Genomic DNA, 18,511 nt, shown 5'->3' with positions numbered 1-18,511 from the left:
TCACGAAGGAGGGATGCTCAAATGGTTGAAAAAAATTTAACGCCTCGGCAAATTGTAGCCGAACTAGATAAATATATTGTAGGGCAAAAGCAAGCTAAGAAATCCGTGGCGGTTGCATTACGTAATCGCTATCGCAGAAGCTTACTAGGTGAAGAGGTACAGGATGAAATTGTACCTAAAAATATTTTAATGATAGGGCCTACAGGAGTAGGAAAAACGGAAATTGCGCGTCGATTAGCTAAGCTTGTTGGAGCACCTTTTCTCAAAGTTGAAGCGACTAAGTTTACTGAGGTAGGTTATGTAGGTCGTGATGTAGAATCGATGGTACGTGATTTGATTGAGACTGCTATTCGTAGCTTGAAGTCTGAACGAACAGAGCTAGTAAAGGATAAGGCAGAAGAACTCGCTAATGAACGCATTTTGCAAATCTTAGTTCCTTCCAAAAAGAAATCTAAAAGTGGATCTAATCCATTCGAAATGTTATTTGGAAATCATAACAATGTAGAGAAGCAACAAGAAGACAAGGATGAAGAAGATGTCTCTATCGTTGAGGAACGTCGCAAGGTTAAATTCAAGCTATTGTCTGGCTACTTAGAGGATGACATTATTGAGGTAGAGGTAGAGGATACGGCTCCAAATATGATGGATATGTTTGCGGGTCAAGGTAACGATCAGCTTGGCATGAATATGCAAGAAATGTTCGGAAGCTTTTTACCAAAAAGATCTAAAAAACGCAAGCTTTCCATTAAGGAAGCACGTAAAGTGCTGACACAAGAGGAAGCGAACAAAATGGTGGATCAGGATGACCTGACGCAAGAAGCGATTACGCGTGTAGAGCAATCCGGTATCATTTTCATCGATGAAATAGATAAAGTTGCCAGTCGCAGTGGTGCTTCAGGACCAGATGTATCACGCGAAGGTGTGCAACGTGATATTTTACCATTAGTTGAGGGTTCTACTGTGATGACGAAATATGGCCCTGTTAAAACTGATTATATTTTATTTATTGCAGCAGGGGCTTTTCATATTGCTAAGCCATCTGATTTGATTCCTGAGCTACAAGGTCGTTTCCCGATTCGGGTTGAGCTTAGCAGCTTAACCTTGGATGACTTTGTGTCTATATTAACAGAGCCTAAAAATGCGCTTACAAAGCAATACACGGAATTACTGCGTACGGAAAATATCGATGTTCAGTTTTCTGATGAGGCGATTAGGGAAATTGCGCGAATTGCTGCCACTGTAAATAGCAATACCGAAAACATTGGTGCAAGAAGATTGCATACAATTTTAGAAAAATTACTTGAGGATTTATCCTTTGAAGCTCCAGAATTAACATTGGATAGTATGGTAATAACACCTGAATATGTACGAGAAAAGCTTGGGGATATTGCAGAGGATAGAGATTTAAGTCAATTTATCCTATAAAACTACAAAATAATATTTATTTTTGTGTTCAAGTAGAATGCTAATAGGCCGAAAATAGGTCTAACGGCATTCTGTTTTTTTATTTGACTTTATAAAAATATGTCCTAAAGAGGGATGATTAAAATATTTTAATTTTTGATATTATTGCTCCTAATTTCTGTAAATTGATGAAAAATAGTGGAATTGTTTCAATTTTATGAAACTTTATTCGTTAATTTCTGTAAAGATAGTGCTTTTTTCTTATTGTAAATAAGTCCAATCTCTATGAAACTTAGGATATACGACATTTATTTAATTTATTTTAGTCTAGGACGTTAGAAAGACGATAGAGTGAAACGATTAAATGTCGAAAAAACAATTATTTATACTTTTAAAAGAGGAAATTCGACACGCAATGTTGAATTTAACACTTCCTAGGTTTTTGCAGTTTATATCAAAATTATAAGGGGGAAAGATAATGAAATTGTTAGGCGGGGTGGGCTTCCAAAGATTGGAGAACGCAATTGATGCAGCGAATTTAAGACAAGAAGTAATATCAAACAACATTGCTAATGTTGACACCCCTTATTTTAAACGATCGAATGTGTCATTCGAGAGCTTGCTTCAGGAACAGATGAATGGAGACACACCGGCATTACAGGGCAAAAGAACTGACTATAGACATTTTGTCATAGGTCCAACGAACCAAATACCTAGTGCGAAGGTAGAAAGTGATCAAACCACCTCCATGAATAACAACCTGAATAATGTTGATATTGACAGTGAAATGAGCTCTTTAGCAGAGAACCAGCTTCGATATAACTCGTACATAGAACAGGTTAATTATCAAATTAAAATGAAAAGACTTGCAGTAGAGGGGAGATAACATACATGAAAATTAGCAACAGCTTTAGTATTAGCTCATCCGCACTGACTGCGCAACGTTTGAGAATGGATGTTATATCTTCTAATATTGCCAACGCCGAAACAACAAGAGCTAAAATTGAAAACGGCGAAGCGGTTCCTTATCGACGTAAAACGGTAGTGATGGCACCTAATAATCTAAGCTTTGATGGCGCATTAGCAACAGCTATGGGAAACAGCGAAACGTCTTCACAAGGTGTAAAGATTACTAAAATTGAGGAAGATCAGTCACCTTTGAAACCGGTCTATAATCCAACGCATCCTGATGCTAATCGAGAAGGTTATGTGTATATGCCGAATGTTGATATTTTGAAGGAGATGGTAGATATGATCTCCGCGACACGTTCTTATGAAGCAAATGTGACAACTTTAAATGCTACAAAATCTATGATTTCAAAAGCATTACAGATCGGCAAATAAACAAAAACCAGAAAATAAACTAAACCAATAAACTAAACTACCCACATAGGAGAGTGCAACTTTGATACAGAAGATGAACTTCGACCGTATAGCAGGTCTTGCTAGCAATACCCCACAGGTGACAAATACTAGCTCACCAACTCCTTCAGAGTCTATTAAACAATTTGGTAGTTATTTGAATGATGCGCTTAATAGTGTAGCTGCTCAAGAAAATAATGTTACTAAAATGAACGAAAACTTCCAGCTTGGAAAAGTTAACGTAGATCAAGTAATGATTGCTTCTGAACAGGCGATGTTAAGCTTACAGCTTACAACAAATGTGCGAAATAAAGTCGTAGAGGCTTACCAAGAGATTATGCGAATTCAAATGTAATGCAAAATGATTACAGCAGCTTTGGATGAGGTGACAATGTGAATGAAAGAATTACCCAATATCGGGATAAAGTAACGGGATATTGGAACCATTTTAGTAAAAAGCAAAAAACGCTCTTGGTTTCTACGGTCGCCTTCATACTATTGGCGATTATCCTAATGACAATTCAATTTTCAAAAACAGAATATGAAGTTGCGTTTAACAATCTTGATTCCGCTGATGCGGCAGGTATTATCACTTATTTAAATTCAAACTCCATACCTTATAAGCTTAGTGATGATGGAGGAAGTATTTCAGTTCCAAGTAAACAAGCAGCACTAGTAAAAGTAAATGTAGGCTCACAAGGTATCATTAAAAATGGATCAATCGGATGGGAATCGTTTAACAACAGTTCTTCCCTTATTGGTACAACAGATAATGAATTTAAAGTGAAATATAAGGCTGCACTCAACGGTGAGGTTGAACAGCTGTTAAAGCGGATGCAAGGTGTTGCAGATGCGAAAGTGCTAATTAATCTACCAGCAGAAAATGTTTTTGCTAATTTGGATGAACAAGAAAAGGCTTCTGCTTCGATTGTAATGAAATTTAAGCCGGGATATCGTGTCCCACAAGAAGCAATAGATGGTTATTTTAATTTAGTAAAAACATCAGTACCTAATCTACCAGTTGAAAACATCTCGATTTCTTCGAGTGACGACACAGTATTGTTGCCCACTGGTCAAGGGGGCACGAAAGCTTCCCTATCAAGTGCAGTTCAAGAAAATTTGGCACTGCAAAAAAAGTTTGAGAGCGATGTCCGTATTGCCGTTAAGCAATTTTTATCTAAGCTAACTGGACCAGACAAAATTGAGGTGCTTGTTGCTTCTAAACTAAATTTTGACCAAGTAAGTCAGAAGGAAAATCTCGTAACTCCTGTTGATACTGAAAACATGAAAGGGATAGAGATTAGTGCCCAAAAGGTTCAGGAAAGTTTTACTGGCCAAGGTGACACCAACAGTGGTACGCCAGGCACTGGAGTAGAGGATGTTCCGGGTTATCCGTCCGCTGATCAATCGGGTGGGTCCAGCTCAGAAAAATCTTCATCAACAATTAATTACGAAGTGAATAGAATCACGAAAGATATTGTTGCTAGCCCTTATATTGTTAAAGACTTAAGTATTAATGTTGCGGTTGATCCACCTACAGGACAACAAACTTTAGATGACAATACGAAGACGGCAATCGAAAATATTCTAAAAAATATTGTTGGCTCATATTTAGCAGATTCAGGAACTACCTATACAGACGCAGAACTACTTAATAAAGTTGCGGTTCTCTCCCAAAGCTTCCAGGGTGACGACATCAACACAAATGTCTTTAGTCTATCTAACCCGTGGGTATGGGGTACAGCTGCCGCTGCACTATTAGTAGGTTTAGGTGCGGGAGTACTCATTTTCCGTTCTCGTAAGAAAAAGCAACAAGAAGAAGAGCTATTGGAAGATGAAATTCCTCAACCATTATTATCAGAACTGCCTTCTATTAACCTAGAGACAATAACGAATGAAAATCAAGTAAGAAAGCAACTAGAAACTTTGGCGAAAAAGAAACCAGAAGAATTCGTCAACCTATTACGCACATGGCTGGCTGATGAATAGAGGTGGAAAATATGTCTAGAGCAACAACTTCACAGGGTTTAACTGGGAAGCAGAAAGCAGCGATTTTATTAATTACGCTTGGACCAGAGGTATCTGCTCAAATTTTCAAGCATCTACGCGATGAGGAGATTGAGCAGTTAACGTTAGAAATTGCCAATGTCCGTAAAGTAGATGCCAATGAAAAAGAAACTATCATGGCAGAGTTCCATCAAATTTGCTTAGCTCAGGAATATATTACCCAAGGCGGTATCAATTACGCCAAAGAGATTCTGGAAAAAGCACTTGGAACAAACAAAGCGTATGACATTATTAACCGTTTAACAGCAACATTACAAGTTAGACCTTTTGATTTTGCTAGAAAAGCAGATCCAAACCAGATTTTAAACTTTATTCAAAACGAAAATGCACAAACGATCGCTTTGGTGTTATCATATTTGCAATTTGAACAAGCAGCGATGATTTTGTCCTCCTTGCCACAAGAAAAACAAGCTGAGGTCGCTCGTAGAATTGCAGTGATGGATAGTACTTCACCTGAAGTAGTTTCACAGGTTGAGCGTGTATTGGAACAAAAGTTATCTGCTACTGTTACTCAAGATTACACATCTGCAGGTGGTATTGAATCAATCGTTCAAATTTTGAATGGGGTCGATCGTGGTACAGAACGTACGATTTTAGACTCCTTGGAGGTTCAAGATCCAGAGCTTGCTGAAGAAATCAAAAAACGGATGTTCGTGTTCGAGGATATTGTCAATATCGACAATCGTTCTATCCAACGTATTATTCGCGACATCGAAAATGCAGATTTACAGCTTGCGCTTAAAGTTGCAAGTGAAGAGGTTCGAGAGGCTGTATTCCGTAATATGTCCAAACGTATGGCGGATACTTTCAAAGAAGAAATGGAATTTATGGGTCCTGTGCGGTTGCGCGATGTAGAAGAAGCACAAACTCGTATTGTATCTACCATCCGCAGACTGGAAGAATCAGGAGAAATTATTATAGCCCGCGGTGGAGGGGATGACATCATTGTCTAATCTCATTAAGGTATCGCAATACGTGCCTATTGAAGTCCTGAAACAGCTTAATTTAGGGAAAAACTACGCGCAAGAGGAAGAGGTAGAAGTTGTAGAAGAAGCTTCTCCGAGTATTGAAAGTAAAGTTTCAGAGGCTGACATTGAGGCAGAAGAAACTAGAAAACAAATGCTGACGGATGCAAAGGAATTTGCAGAGCGGCAGGTTAGAGAGGCTGCGGAAGAAGCTGATCGCTTGCTTGCGGAAGCAAAGGAACAGATTGAAGCTTGGTGGGAAGAGCGTAGACAACAGGATGAAGATCTAGTCGAAGCGATCAAAGCAGAAGGCTTTAATCAGGGATACGAGGAAGGCAAAGCACATGCCGAAGAAATGTTACAGCAAAATATAAATGAAATGATGGAGGAAGCAAGTAACGTCCTGAAGTTAGCTTATTCTGAAAAGGAAGCCATCATTCAAGAGGCAGAACCTTTTGTCGTTGAGCTCAGTTGTGCGATTGCCGAGAAAGTAATTGATAAGGAGCTTTCACTTGATCCCGATTATATGCTGTCATTAATTAAGCAGAGCTTAGCACGGAAACGTGAGCAAGGGGTCATTACATTATGTGTAGCTCCAGCGCATTTCTCATTTGTGCAAGCAGCACGAGAAGAGCTCGGCTTATCCGTAGATTCTCAAGCAGAGCTACAAATTTTACCTGATCCTACTGTGCTTGATCGTGGATGTGTTATTCGTTCTTCATTTGGTAGCGTAGATGCTAGAATTGACACCCAACTCAAGGAAATCAAAAAAGAACTGCAGCGAATTTCAATGCAGGTCGAGGAGCAACGTCAAGATGAGACTTAATTCTGAACGATACATTGACCATCTACGGCAGATTGATCCTGTGCGAATTAACGGGAAGGTCACTCAAGTCGTAGGTTTGATGGTAGAGTCTGAAGGGCCTGATGCAAGCATTGGGGACGTATGTTACATCTACCCAAGTAAATCTACGCAACCATTACAGGCTGAGGTTGTTGGTTTTCGGGACAACAAGGTGCTGCTAATGCCTTTAGGGGAATTGCATGCGATTGGTCCTGGCTGTGATGTTGTGGGCACCGGTAAGCCGCTAACGGTTCAGGTTGGGTCTGAGCTACTAGGTAAGGTGCTTGATGGGCTAGGACAACCTCTGGATGGATCAGTACTGCCATCTAGAATGGGGCATTATTCCACCTACAGTAAGCCGCTTAATCCATTAACTAAACCTAGAGTTGCTGAGCCAATCAGCATTGGCGTGAGAGCGATTGATGGCTTGCTTACGATTGGAAAGGGTCAACGTGTAGGTATATTTGCAGGTTCTGGTGTTGGGAAAAGTACCCTTATGGGCATGATCGCTAGAGGAACCTCGGCAGATGTAAATGTGATTGCTCTGATTGGTGAACGTGGTCGTGAGGTGCTAGATTTTATTGAGCGTGACCTCGGTCCTGAAGGGCTAGAACGCTCGGTCGTTATTGTAGCAACCTCTGACCAACCAGCACTGATCCGGATGAAGGGCGCCTTAATTGCAACGACAATTGCGGAATACTTTCGTGATCGTGGCTTAAACGTCATGCTTATGATGGATTCGGTCACTAGATATGCAATGGCATTACGTGAGGTTGGTTTAGCTGTTGGTGAACCCCCTGCAATGCGTGGATATACGCCATCCGTATTTGCGGCATTGCCCAAATTAATGGAACGAGCAGGAACTTCATCTGCGGGGTCAATTACAGCCTTTTATACGGTGTTGGTAGACGGTGACGATATGAACGAGCCAATCGCGGATGCAGTCAGAGGGATTTTAGACGGTCACATCGTATTAAATCGTGGCATTGCCAATAAAGGTCATTTCCCTGCAATAGATATTTTAGCTAGTATCAGCCGGGTGATGAAAGACATTGTACCAGAGGAACAAAATGATGCGGCCTCAAATTTAAGGAGATTGCTTTCAGTGTATAAAGATTCCGAAGATTTAATTAATATCGGAGCATATCAGCACGGCTCTAACCCTGAAATCGATGAAGCGATTGATGCCAATCAAAGTATATTAGGCTTTACAAGGCAAAAGGTAGATGAAAAGGTTCATTTAGAAGAAGTACAACAACGTTTAATTGCTGAATTCTCGAAGGGATGAGTGCATAATCCATGAAATTTCGGTATGCCTATCAAAAGGTGTTGGATTTAAAGTCCAATGAAAAAACGCAAGCGGAATGGATGTTTTCTGCGGCAGTGGGTCACTTACATAGTGAACAACAGACACTAGAGCAGTTGTATACTGAGAAAAAAAATACAGCGATTAAAATTCAAGCCGAGATGGAAAATTGTTCTTCCATTCAAAGCTTAAATGAATTGCAGTATTATGTAGACTATTTAGATCAATGTATTTCTACTAAATTACAAGATGTGTTTCGTGCCGAACAAATGGTAGAAAATAAGAAAATTATACTTAATGACAAGATGCTGGATGAAAAGGTATGGATGAAGTCAAAAGAGAAAGCTCAGGATAGATTTCAGCAAGAGATGCTACTTCGTGAACAAAATGAGCTGGATGAAATGGCGACGGTCCGGTTTGCTATGAGAGCCCATTAGAATCAGGGTGGGAATAATCTTTGACTGCAAAGGAGGGTACGGACTTGGAACAAAATGAAATAGAAGAAGATTATGAAGCTGAATCTGGTGGTCGCTTTGCAAGGTTTTTATTTTTTATCGCGCCAATCATATTTACGATTGTCTTACTAAGTGTTCTTCTCACACTTCTTAATGTTAATTTCCGCAATGTTATGCTGGATTGGGGAAATCGAATTCCTATCGTGCGTGATTTTATTCCTGAGCCTGATGGTGTTGCTGGAGACGACAGCAAAAAAGAGGATAAAGAGAAGGACGAGAAAAAGCAGCAAGAAAGCACAGAGGCTACAGTCAAGCAATTAAAGGAGCAGGTTGCAAAGCAGGAAACAGATTTAAAGGAAGCAACCCAGCAGGCCACAGAACAAGCTGAAAAGGCTAAAGCTCTTCAAGCAACATTGGATCAAGAACGTTCTGTGAAGCAAAAAGCAGAGCAAAGTGAGGAGCAAGCTGCGTATCAAAAAGAAGTAAAAAAGCTTGCCCAGCTTTATGCCCAGATGAGTCCTAAAAAAGCGGCAGCAATTATAGAAAAGCTCACAACGGATGAAGCATTACAAATGCTAAGCCAAATGGGGAACGAAAATAAGGCCGCCATTCTAGAAAAAATGGATGCACAAAAAGCGGCTGATATTTCAATTAAGCTCAAGGATGCAACCACATCTGAGGATTTAAATATTGCTGCATTGCAATCTAGATTGAAGAAAGAGGCTGAGACAGATGCCGCAGCTTCTAAGGTGAATACAGGTTTAACGGATGCTCAACTAAGTGCTACATTTTCTACAATGTCTGCTGATTCAGCGTCGGAGCTACTTTTGCAGACGTATAAAATTAGCCCTGATAAGGCATTAAAAATTCTTAATTCCATTGATGATGCAGCACGGTCAAAAATTTTAGCATCAATGACAAAAACTAATCAAACCGAAGCGGCAAAAATTTTGAATAAGCTAGTTGCTAAATAAATCTACTAGGAAAGGAGGTGAATAATAAAATGAGTCAAGTCATTTCCGCAATTACATCCTCACCATCAGCAAGTGTTGTGAGCAGTACTGGCGGTCAATCTGCGGTTTCTGATCAAGGTTTTGGACAAGCTCTACTTGCAATGATGGGTAGCGGTGGCGCTAATACTAACTCGAACAGTTCAACTTTGTCTTTGTTGACACTAGCAGGGCTAGTAGAAGGTGCAAGTAGTACTGAAATTTTAGGTGAAGATGACACAATCGCTAAGTTATTGCTTGATCTAGGAGCTAAGCTCGATAACCTCGAGGATCATTTAAATGCGGATGGAAACCTGTTAGCTGCATTGCAAGGTTGGCTACAGGGTGTGCAAGCTTTTTTACAGCAGACTCAGCCCATTACTTCTTCGGCCCAAAATGGTCAATTGGAGCAAGGATTGTCAGAATTGGCAAAACACCCTCAAACGATTACGTTTGCGATTCAAGACGCAGTTGCTCAATTGTTGTCCTCTGCGAAGCAGGCTCAAGCAGGAGTAACTAAGCTACCTGTAGACCAAATCCAATCCATGCTTCAATCATTGCAGAAAATGTTGGATGTAACTAGTGTTGACAGCAAACCTGCAAAAGTTAATGTCTTTGTAGATCAAGCATTAAATAGTGCTATGCAAGGTAATGGCCAAAAGAATGGACAAGTTGAGTTAAAGGATGCAGTACATGCTTCTAAGGGGGCTAGTCATGCAACGCAGCATAACGATCACGAGTCATTTAATGCTTTGCAAAATGGTCAAGTCGTTACAGCAGGTCAGCTTGCGTTACGCCATCATGCCAATGCAGAGGTTAAAAGTCTACCTACACCGGTGCCTGTAGAAAGCTTCGCTAAGGAAGTAAGTGGATTTCTAGTTGGTAAGTTCGATATCGTAAAGCTTCAAGGACTTTCGGAGGCTAGAATTTCATTATACCCAGAGCACCTAGGTCAAGTGGATGTCAAAATAACGATGCAAAATGGCCAAATGGTTGCACAGTTTGTAACCGAGCATTTGCTAGCTAAAGAATCACTTGAGGGCCAAATGAGTCAACTTAGAGCGGCATTGCAAGCACAAGGTATTCAAGTCACTAAGCTTGAAGTAACCCAAAATAGTTCATTGTCCTCCCATATGTATCATAATGAGAGTCAAGGACAACGTAACGGTTCAGGACAAGAACAAGGAAATAAACGGCGTGAGCTACAGGAAGAGGATCATTTACTCGTGAACGATCTCAATGAGGAATGGAACGAGTGGATGGCAGAGGTTAAAACGCGCGAAGGGGCGTATGGTAGTTCATTTGTTGCGAGAGCTTAGATTATAAAGTTAGAGGAAGGAGGAGCAACATGTCTGATGTAGTATATCCGAAAACGAGTTGGCCGTATTATTCTGTAGATAATGTAAGAAGAGCTGGCACGAAAACAGATAATAATACTTTAGGTAAAGATGATTTTTTGAAGCTAATGATTGCACAGATGCAAAATCAGGACCCTACTTCTCCAATGGATAATAAAGACTTAGCTGCGCAGACTGCTCAATTCACTTCGGTGGAACAGCTTGCTAAAATATCTGATCAGTTAAAAGGAATGGGGCAATCGCTTGGAAATAGCTCCAATTTAATTGGGAAGCAAGTCGAGTGGAACGGCGAAACGAAAACGGGTAACTATGATATTAAAACAAAACAAGCTGAAGTCATTATTGAAAAGGAAACAGGAATTGTTGATTCTATCGTCGTTCGTAATGGTGTTCATTATGTGAAGATTGGTAGTAAAGAGCTTGAGCTTGACAAAATTGTTCAGGTTGAAGATGTAAAAGCAGCAGTAGACGACAAAGATAAAGAAACCTCAGGTACAAATGAATCTACTGAGGAGAAAACATCATGAATTCTCCGATCCAAGTAGGTCAGATTTATACAGGAAGAATTGGACCTGCTGTCACCCAGCAGCATAAGCCTCAGTCTTCTAAAAATAATGAGCAGGCCTCCTTTCAGGACTTGCTGCAAAACTCGCTTGTCAGGTTTAGTAATCATGCGGTGAAGCGTTTAGAGCAAAGAGGGCTCGATTTGAAGCCTGAGCAATTGCAAAAGATTGAAAATGCGATAAATGATGTAGCTGCTAAAGGTGGCAAGGAATCGTTGATTCTATTAAAGGATATGGCGTTGATCGTCAATGTGAACAATCGTACGGTCGTCACAGCAATGGATGGAAGTAACATGAAAAACAATGTTTTTACCCAAATTGATAGTGCAGTAATTATTTCTTAATTGGCTGGCCCGGATTCGGAAAGCCATTCATTAGTTGCGGATCGACTGAAGCAACTAGGGCAATTCTATCTTACTTTAGGAGGAATGAAAGTAAATGTTAAGATCAATGTATTCGGGTGTATCTGGTATGCGGGGCTTTCAGACGAAGTTGGACGTAATCGGGAATAACATTGCTAACGTAAATACGGCAGGCTTTAAAGCGAGTAGAGTGATGTTTAAAGATATCATGAGTCAAACTGTGTCTGGTGTTACAGCACCTACAGATGGAGTGGGGGGCGCAAATGCTAAGCAAATTGGTTTAGGTTCGTCTATTGGTTCTATTGACACACTGCATACAGCAGGGAGTGCCATGACTACAAATAACCCGTTAGATTTACGTATTGATGGGGATGGCTTTTTCTTGATTAAATTAACTGCTGAACAAGAAGAACCTTATTTGACAAGAGCCGGAGACTTCCATTTAGATGCCGCACGACAACTAGTTACCTCAGATGGTTTTTTTGTTGTAGATAGTGGAGGGCAACCGATTACGCTTGAAGAAGGTGTAACGGCCTTTACGATTGACCAAAACGGAAGAATTGTCGCTAAAATGGCAGATGGGACTACGACTGAGGATGGACCTCAAATTGGGGTTGCTAGAGTTGTTAACCCAGAGGGCTTAGAAAAAATTGGTGGTAGTTTATATCGTAATACTCCAAACGCAACAACAGAAGAGTTAGCTATTACAACGGCAAACAACCAAGAGGCTGGAACGGGTAAAATTATTGCTGGACAGCTTGAAATGTCCAATGTGGACTTGACAGGTGAATTTACCGAAATGATCGTTGCCCAGCGTGGTTTCCAAGCTAACTCTCGTATTATTACGACTTCAGATGAAATCTTACAAGAAGTTGTTAACTTGAAACGCTAAGCTCAAACTTAATAGAGGAGGATAGGTAATTGCTTAATCCTCCTCTATACTTAACCAGATTTTAGGTGTATTTATCTTCAACAAACCTGACTTTAACTATTCATGTGGGAGGAATATTATGATCGCTGTAACAAGAATAAACGGATCTCAATTGTGGCTAAATGCCATCATGATAGAGGCGGTTGAGGAAACACCTGATACATACGTAACCCTTGTTACAGGCAAGCGTATTATAGTATTGGAGAAAGCAAGTGAGGTCATTTCACGTATAAGAGACTATTATAGTGAAATTGGCATTCATGCAGCAACAATTAAAGTGCAGCAAACGGAGGAATTGTCATGAAAAAATTGGCACCTTGGCTGATTACAATCTTATTATCAATTACGCTTATCGTAGTAGCAGCATTTTTACTCTTAAGGCCCTACACACAGCAAACACCAGAAACTCAACTGAGAGATACTGTGCAAAATGTAGCTCCAGCACCGGGTTTAACTGCCGATCAGATCGTTGAGGTTACTTCAACCATCGATGAAATTAAAACAAATGCTGCTGATGCAAACTACATTGTAGTCGCTAATTTTGCTTTTCAATTAGATACCGCAGAGTCAAAGGCAGCCTTTGACAAAATTAAAGACTTTAAAATTGCCCCAATCATCATTAAAACTTTAGCTGATACAAAGCCAGAGGAGTTAAATGGCGCAAAGGGTAAAGATGATTTAAGCGCAAAGCTCTTAAATTTAATTAACAAATCACTGCCTGAAGGAAAAGTGATTCAGATTGATATCACAAAATTCCAATTGGTACCGATCTGATCAATAACAATCAATGTACAATTTCTTTAAGGGGGTGAGATAAATGGTAGATGTAATGTCACAAAATGAGATAGATGCACTGCTTGCAGCGTTGTCTTCAGGTGAAATGGATGCGGAAGAACTAAAAAAGGAAGAGACGCAGAAAAAAATACGAGCTTATGACTTTAAAAGAGCTGTGCGGTTTTCTAAAGACCATATTCGCAGCTTAACTCGAATTCATGAAAATTTTGCTCGATATCTCACTACCTATTTTTCCGCACAACTGCGCACCTTTGTACAAATTAGCGTCGTTCAGGTAGAACAATTGCCTTATGATGAATTTATTCGATCTATTCCTAAGATGACGATCCTGAACATATTTGAAGCTGAGCCGCTAGAAGGACGAATGGTATTAGAAGTTCATCCCAACGTTGCTTATGCCATGTTAGATCGTTTATTAGGAGGTGTCGGTGCTGCACCTTCTAAGATGGGTGCTTTAACAGAAATTGAAACCATTATTATGGAGAAAATTTTTAGTAGAGCTTTTGATAGTCTCCAAGAAGCGTGGAAAACCGTGATGGATATTAATCCACGTATGGAGGCGTTAGAAACCAATCCACAATTTATGCAAATTGTTTCGCCCAATGAGACAATAGCTCTAATTTCATTAAGTACAAAAATTGGGGATACGACAGGGATGATTAATCTTTGTATCCCACATGTAGTGATTGAGCCCATCATGTCTAAATTGTCTGTCCATCATTGGTTTGTATCTCAGAAAAAGTCCAGAGTTCCTGAAGAGGTAGAGGCATTACAGCACCGAGTACATCGAGCTAAATTGCCGATTGTAGCTGAATTAGGCGAATCACAGATTACAATTTCTGAATTTTTGAGTTTAGCAGTTGGAGATGTAATTTCTTTGAATAAGCCAGTTGAGGATGGACTTGCGATTCGGATCGGAGATAAGCTGAAATACATCGGAAGTCCAGGTACAATTAAAGATCGGATTGCTGTTCAAATTGATGAAATTGTAAGTGAAGGAGTTGAGGAATATGACGAGTAAAGACTATTTATCTCAAGAAGAGATTGATGCTCTGCTTAAGCAAGCTAGCATGGATAACCAAGCCGAAACTGAGAAAACAGTTGATGATTATTTAACACCGCTAGAGCAGGACGCATTGGGAGAAATTGGGAATATTACATTTGGAAGTGCGGCAACTGCGCTTTCAACACTTTTAAATAAAAAAGTAGATATAACTACCCCTAAAGTGTCAATCATTGTACGTTCAAAATTTGAAGAGGAATTCCCGAAACCACATGTTGCTATTCATGTAGAATATGTTGATGGTTTTGAAGGTATGAATTCACTTGTCATTAAAATTAGAGACGCTCAAGTCATTGCTGATCTCATGTTAGGTGGCGAAGGGAACCCACAAGATGAGGAGCTTAATGAGATTCATATTAGTGCCGTACAAGAAGCGATGAATCAAATGATGGGCTCTTCTGCGACCTCGATGTCTACTATTTTTAATCAGTTTGTAAATATCTCACCACCTGGTATAGATATTTTAAATATGACAGATGGGAACGGGTTAAATAGCCTACCGCCAGATGAAACATTAATTAAAATCTCGTTTAGATTAAAAATTGGAGATTTGATAGATTCTACGATTATGCAGTTGTTAACTGTTGAATTTGCTAAAGATATGGTGAGTCGTTTAATTAACGGTTCAGAGTCACAAGCTGTGGAAGAGCAACCAGTTACGTCTGCACCTGAGCCTACACCTGCACCTTCTTCTGCACCACCAGTAGCTCCTACGCCTGAGCCTGTCATGCCTTCACAGCCTATGTATGAGCAACCGATGTATAATCAGCCGCCACCAGCTGCAATGCAACCGCAGGTTCCAAATCAAGGTTATGGTAATATGCCTATGGGGCAAGGTTATAACGAACCTCATCATCTTGGTGGAATGGGTGGACGACATACAAATGTACAGCCTGTACAGTTTTCTAATTTGTCAACGCCGGCTTATGGACAAGTGGATGAAAATAATTTAAATTTATTGATGGACATTCCCCTTAAGGTCACCGTAGAATTAGGGAGAACCCAAAAGCAAATAAAAGATATTTTGGAGTTATCACAAGGTTCAATCATAGAATTAGACAAGCTAGCTGGTGAGCCTGTGGATATTCTAGTTAACAACAAACTGATCGCCAAGGGTGAGGTTGTTGTTATTGATGAGAACTTTGGGGTACGTGTCACAGATATCGTAAGCCAATGGGATCGTATTCAAAAATTGAAATAACAGTATTCATTTCAGGGAGGATTTTTAACTAATGGCTAACAGAATTTTAATCGTAGACGACGCAGCATTTATGAGAATGATGATTCGTGATATTTTAACAAAAAATGGATTTGAAGTTGTGGGAGAAGCACAAGACGGTGCGCAAGCAGTTGAAAAATATAAAGAGTTGCATCCTGATTTAATTACGATGGATATTACCATGCCTGAAATGGATGGGATTGCAGCACTAAAAGAGATTAAAAAAATTGAACCTAGTGCAAAAGTTATTATGTGTTCCGCAATGGGTCAACAAGCGATGGTTATTGATGCGATTCAAGCTGGTGCTAAAGACTTCATCGTTAAACCTTTCCAATCTGATCGTGTAGTAGAGGCGATCAACAAAACGTTAGGCCTATAGTCTTATGTTTTTGCCTTTAGCTAACGAACAAACTCAGGATATGAGTCAGTTTAATCCGATTGGGGATATGTTAACTGTCATTGTTGTTCTTGCTATCATTATTGTTTTAATTATCGTATTGGTACGCTTTTTAGGTAGAAAGAACCGTCTTTCTTCAACTAATCGCTCCATACAAACGATGGGTGCTGTGGGACTGGGGCCTAATAAGTCTCTTCAAGTGATTCAAATCGGCGGAACGATGTATTTGGTTGGTGTAGGTGAAAATATCAATTTAGTTGATAAAATTACCGATCCCGACGAAATTGAGCTTTTGAAGCGAGCATTTGAAGAGGCTGACCCTGAGTTCCCGGCGATTACATCGGCGTTATCTAATTTGATGACGCGCTTTAAAAAGAAAGAGAGCTTCATTCAAGAAGAAGAACTTGAAGGCTCCTCTTTCCATGAAGTATTCCAGACGCAAATTCAGAAGAGACCTAATCGTAAGCAGCAAATTCAAGAGTTGCTGGAGGAATCGGAACAAGAAACTACAGATCGGTCGAGGGATTCATGAAGAAAAAGCTCATTATAATTGGCTTAATTGCAAGCCTTTGGAGCATTGTAGGTGTGTCTATAGCTTCTGCAGCCTCTGTGAATCCCATACCTAATGTGGGAATTCAGATCGGAGATTCGTCGGGACAGCCTAGCACTAGCTCATTGTCTATCATCCTTCTTATTACAGTATTAAGTATTGCACCTGCAATTCTAGTATTGATGACAAGTTTTACGAGAATTGTGATTGTACTTGGTTTTGTTAGAAGTTCACTGGGAACGCAGCAGATGCCACCAAACCAAGTTTTAATTGGGTTAGCCCTATTTTTAACCTTGTTTGTGATGAGCCCTACCTTATCTACGATCAATCAGGTTGCACTCCAGCCTTATATCAAAGGAGAGATCACACAAACAGAAGCTTTGGATAAGGCCGCCGTTCCAATGAAGGAATTTATGTATACACATACAAGGCCTAAGGATATTAAGCTATTTCTAGATTACAGTAAGACGAAGGCACCTGAAAGCTATAAGGACATTCCATTAAGTGTGATGATTCCTGCGTTTGCAATAAGTGAACTCAAAACAGGCTTTCAAATGGGATTTATGATTTTTATTCCATTTCTCATTATTGATATTGTGGTCGCCAGTGTGCTGATGGCTATGGGGATGATGATGTTACCGCCGGTTATGATCTCACTACCATTTAAAATACTACTATTTGTTTTGGTAGACGGCTGGTATCTCGTTGTAAAGCAGTTGTTGATTAGCTTTTAAAAGTGAATAGAGTATGGAATAAAGCTTTGATTATCAATTGATGAATGTAAGAGGGGGACACGGTAATGAGTTCGGAGTTTATAATCGGTTTAGCCGGACAAGCTGTTTTTACCGTATTGAAAGTAAGCGCACCAATGCTTTTAATCGGTCTTACCGTTGGTTTGATAGTTAGTATTTTTCAAGCGACTACACAAATTCAAGAGCAGACGCTAGCTTTCGTTCCCAAAATTGTTGCTGTTCTCGTAGCTTTATTATTGTTTGGACCATGGATTTTAACAACATTAGTAGATTTTACTTATAACATTTTTAATAATCTTGCCAAGTATATTAGTTAGGATTATATGATGACATTAGGGAGTTTGTTACAGGGTTGGTCCATTTTTTTGTTAATCTTTTGTCGAATAACTGCTTTTTTTGTAGTCTCACCTATTTTCTCAGCACGAAATGTGCCAAATAGCTTTAAAATAGGTTTCTCAACGATGATTGCTGTTTTAATATTTTTTGTCCAGGATGTGAATACACCACTACCAACTGATCTTAATTATGCGTTGATGGTCATAAGAGAGGTTTTAATTGGTCTTTTAATGGGGTATGTTGTATCGCTGATGTTTGCAGTCATTCAAATGGCAGGCTCATTTATCGATATTCAAATTGGATTTGGTATTGCCAATGTCATTGATCCAATGACGGGGACAACTGCACCAGTCATCGGTAACTTCAAGTATATCTTTGCTGTTTTAGTTTTTTTAGGGATGAATGGGCATCATTACTTAATTGATGCGGTTGTTCGTAGCTATAACTGGATTCCACTGGATAATGAGTTGTTTCAGCGTATTTATCAAGGAAATGTATCTGAATTTTTAATTCGTACATTCGGAAATGCCTTTTTACTTTCGTTTCAAATGGCAGCTCCCTTAGTCGTTGCCTTATTTCTAACGGATGTTGCATTAGGTTTTCTAGCTCGCTCAGCACCACAGTTTAATGTGTTTGTCATTGGAATTCCCTTAAAAATTGTCGTAGGTTTAGTTGTACTGTTATTACTAGTACCTAGCTTCACCTATGCATTTGAGCAATTATTTGCCGTATTGTTCAAATCGTTACAAGGACTGCTTGGTACGATAGGGGAACGGCCTTAAGTTGTTTGGGA

Annotated in this window: 23 protein-coding genes; all 23 read left to right on the top strand. The window is 39.7% G+C overall.

Annotation, left to right across the window (positions count from 1 at the left end):
• The first annotated feature begins 21 nt into the window (after positions 1–21).
• Positions 22–1,425, top strand: coding sequence for an ATP-dependent protease ATPase subunit HslU (gene hslU, locus J2Z32_RS04000; RefSeq protein WP_210087863.1), 1,404 nt, complete (start codon positions 22–24; stop codon positions 1,423–1,425).
• Between the two features lie 457 nt (positions 1,426–1,882).
• Positions 1,883–2,290: a flagellar basal body rod protein FlgB gene (gene flgB, locus J2Z32_RS03995; RefSeq protein ID WP_210087862.1), complete on the top strand. Its 408-nt coding sequence runs from the start codon at positions 1,883–1,885 to the stop codon at positions 2,288–2,290.
• Positions 2,291–2,295: 5 nt separating this feature from the next.
• Positions 2,296–2,748, top strand: coding sequence for a flagellar basal body rod protein FlgC (gene flgC, locus J2Z32_RS03990; protein ID WP_210087861.1), 453 nt, complete (start codon positions 2,296–2,298; stop codon positions 2,746–2,748).
• Between the two features lie 61 nt (positions 2,749–2,809).
• Positions 2,810–3,121 carry a flagellar hook-basal body complex protein FliE gene (fliE, locus tag J2Z32_RS03985; RefSeq protein WP_245251167.1) on the top strand — a complete coding sequence of 104 codons (312 nt, stop codon included), beginning with the start codon at positions 2,810–2,812 and terminating at the stop codon, positions 3,119–3,121.
• A gap of 38 nt (positions 3,122–3,159) precedes the next feature.
• Entirely contained in the window at positions 3,160–4,755 is a 1,596-nt protein-coding gene (fliF, locus tag J2Z32_RS03980; RefSeq protein WP_210087860.1) for a flagellar basal-body MS-ring/collar protein FliF, read from the top strand.
• Positions 4,756–4,766: 11 nt separating this feature from the next.
• Positions 4,767–5,786 carry a flagellar motor switch protein FliG gene (fliG, locus tag J2Z32_RS03975; RefSeq protein ID WP_210087859.1) on the top strand — a complete coding sequence of 340 codons (1,020 nt, stop codon included), beginning with the start codon at positions 4,767–4,769 and terminating at the stop codon, positions 5,784–5,786.
• Positions 5,779–6,624 (top strand): FliH/SctL family protein, encoded by an 846-nt coding sequence (locus J2Z32_RS03970; RefSeq protein WP_210087858.1) that lies wholly within the window; start codon positions 5,779–5,781, stop codon positions 6,622–6,624. The genes fliG and J2Z32_RS03970 overlap by 8 nt, the downstream gene beginning before the upstream one ends.
• Positions 6,614–7,930, top strand: a complete 1,317-nt coding sequence (gene fliI / locus J2Z32_RS03965) for a flagellar protein export ATPase FliI (protein WP_210087857.1) — start codon at positions 6,614–6,616, stop codon at positions 7,928–7,930. Before J2Z32_RS03970 ends, fliI begins: the two co-directional genes overlap by 11 nt.
• An 11-nt stretch (positions 7,931–7,941) precedes the next feature.
• On the top strand, positions 7,942–8,385 hold the full coding sequence (gene fliJ / locus J2Z32_RS03960; RefSeq protein ID WP_210087856.1) for a flagellar export protein FliJ: 444 nt from the start codon (positions 7,942–7,944) through the stop codon (positions 8,383–8,385).
• 44 nt (positions 8,386–8,429) lie between these two features.
• A complete protein-coding gene (locus J2Z32_RS03955; protein WP_210087855.1) occupies positions 8,430–9,377 on the top strand; it encodes a MotE family protein in 948 nt (315 codons plus the stop codon).
• Between the two features lie 29 nt (positions 9,378–9,406).
• Positions 9,407–10,711, top strand: coding sequence for a flagellar hook-length control protein FliK (locus J2Z32_RS03950; RefSeq protein ID WP_210087854.1), 1,305 nt, complete (start codon positions 9,407–9,409; stop codon positions 10,709–10,711).
• Positions 10,712–10,740: 29 nt separating this feature from the next.
• Positions 10,741–11,277 (top strand): flagellar hook assembly protein FlgD, encoded by a 537-nt coding sequence (locus tag J2Z32_RS03945; RefSeq protein WP_210087853.1) that lies wholly within the window; start codon positions 10,741–10,743, stop codon positions 11,275–11,277.
• Positions 11,274–11,657: a TIGR02530 family flagellar biosynthesis protein gene (locus tag J2Z32_RS03940; RefSeq protein WP_210087852.1), complete on the top strand. Its 384-nt coding sequence runs from the start codon at positions 11,274–11,276 to the stop codon at positions 11,655–11,657. The genes J2Z32_RS03945 and J2Z32_RS03940 overlap by 4 nt, the downstream gene beginning before the upstream one ends.
• A 94-nt stretch (positions 11,658–11,751) precedes the next feature.
• Positions 11,752–12,567 carry a flagellar basal body rod protein FlgG gene (flgG, locus tag J2Z32_RS03935; protein WP_210087851.1) on the top strand — a complete coding sequence of 272 codons (816 nt, stop codon included), beginning with the start codon at positions 11,752–11,754 and terminating at the stop codon, positions 12,565–12,567.
• Positions 12,568–12,685: 118 nt separating this feature from the next.
• Positions 12,686–12,910 (top strand): flagellar FlbD family protein, encoded by a 225-nt coding sequence (locus J2Z32_RS03930; protein ID WP_210087850.1) that lies wholly within the window; start codon positions 12,686–12,688, stop codon positions 12,908–12,910.
• Positions 12,907–13,380, top strand: a complete 474-nt coding sequence (locus J2Z32_RS03925; RefSeq protein WP_210087849.1) for a flagellar basal body-associated FliL family protein — start codon at positions 12,907–12,909, stop codon at positions 13,378–13,380. Before J2Z32_RS03930 ends, J2Z32_RS03925 begins: the two co-directional genes overlap by 4 nt.
• Positions 13,381–13,423: 43 nt before the next feature.
• A complete protein-coding gene (gene fliM, locus J2Z32_RS03920; RefSeq protein WP_210087848.1) occupies positions 13,424–14,422 on the top strand; it encodes a flagellar motor switch protein FliM in 999 nt (332 codons plus the stop codon).
• Positions 14,412–15,665: a flagellar motor switch phosphatase FliY gene (gene fliY / locus J2Z32_RS03915; protein ID WP_210087847.1), complete on the top strand. Its 1,254-nt coding sequence runs from the start codon at positions 14,412–14,414 to the stop codon at positions 15,663–15,665. The genes fliM and fliY overlap by 11 nt, the downstream gene beginning before the upstream one ends.
• A gap of 31 nt (positions 15,666–15,696) precedes the next feature.
• Positions 15,697–16,062, top strand: a complete 366-nt coding sequence (locus J2Z32_RS03910) for a response regulator (RefSeq protein ID WP_210087846.1) — start codon at positions 15,697–15,699, stop codon at positions 16,060–16,062.
• A gap of 40 nt (positions 16,063–16,102) precedes the next feature.
• Positions 16,103–16,612, top strand: a complete 510-nt coding sequence (locus J2Z32_RS03905; RefSeq protein WP_210087845.1) for a flagellar biosynthetic protein FliO — start codon at positions 16,103–16,105, stop codon at positions 16,610–16,612.
• Positions 16,609–17,364, top strand: coding sequence for a flagellar type III secretion system pore protein FliP (gene fliP / locus J2Z32_RS03900; protein ID WP_210087844.1), 756 nt, complete (start codon positions 16,609–16,611; stop codon positions 17,362–17,364). The genes J2Z32_RS03905 and fliP overlap by 4 nt, the downstream gene beginning before the upstream one ends.
• A 65-nt stretch (positions 17,365–17,429) precedes the next feature.
• On the top strand, positions 17,430–17,699 hold the full coding sequence (fliQ, locus tag J2Z32_RS03895) for a flagellar biosynthesis protein FliQ (protein ID WP_210087843.1): 270 nt from the start codon (positions 17,430–17,432) through the stop codon (positions 17,697–17,699).
• A gap of 9 nt (positions 17,700–17,708) precedes the next feature.
• On the top strand, positions 17,709–18,500 hold the full coding sequence (gene fliR / locus J2Z32_RS03890) for a flagellar biosynthetic protein FliR (RefSeq protein WP_210087842.1): 792 nt from the start codon (positions 17,709–17,711) through the stop codon (positions 18,498–18,500).
• The last annotated feature ends 11 nt before the right edge of the window (positions 18,501–18,511 follow it).

The organism is Paenibacillus turicensis (assembly GCF_017873435.1).
GTDB lineage: Bacteria > Bacillota > Bacilli > Paenibacillales > Paenibacillaceae > Fontibacillus > Fontibacillus turicensis.
Note: the sequence above shows the minus strand (reverse complement) of the source record. Positions and strands in the feature narration are given on the sequence as shown.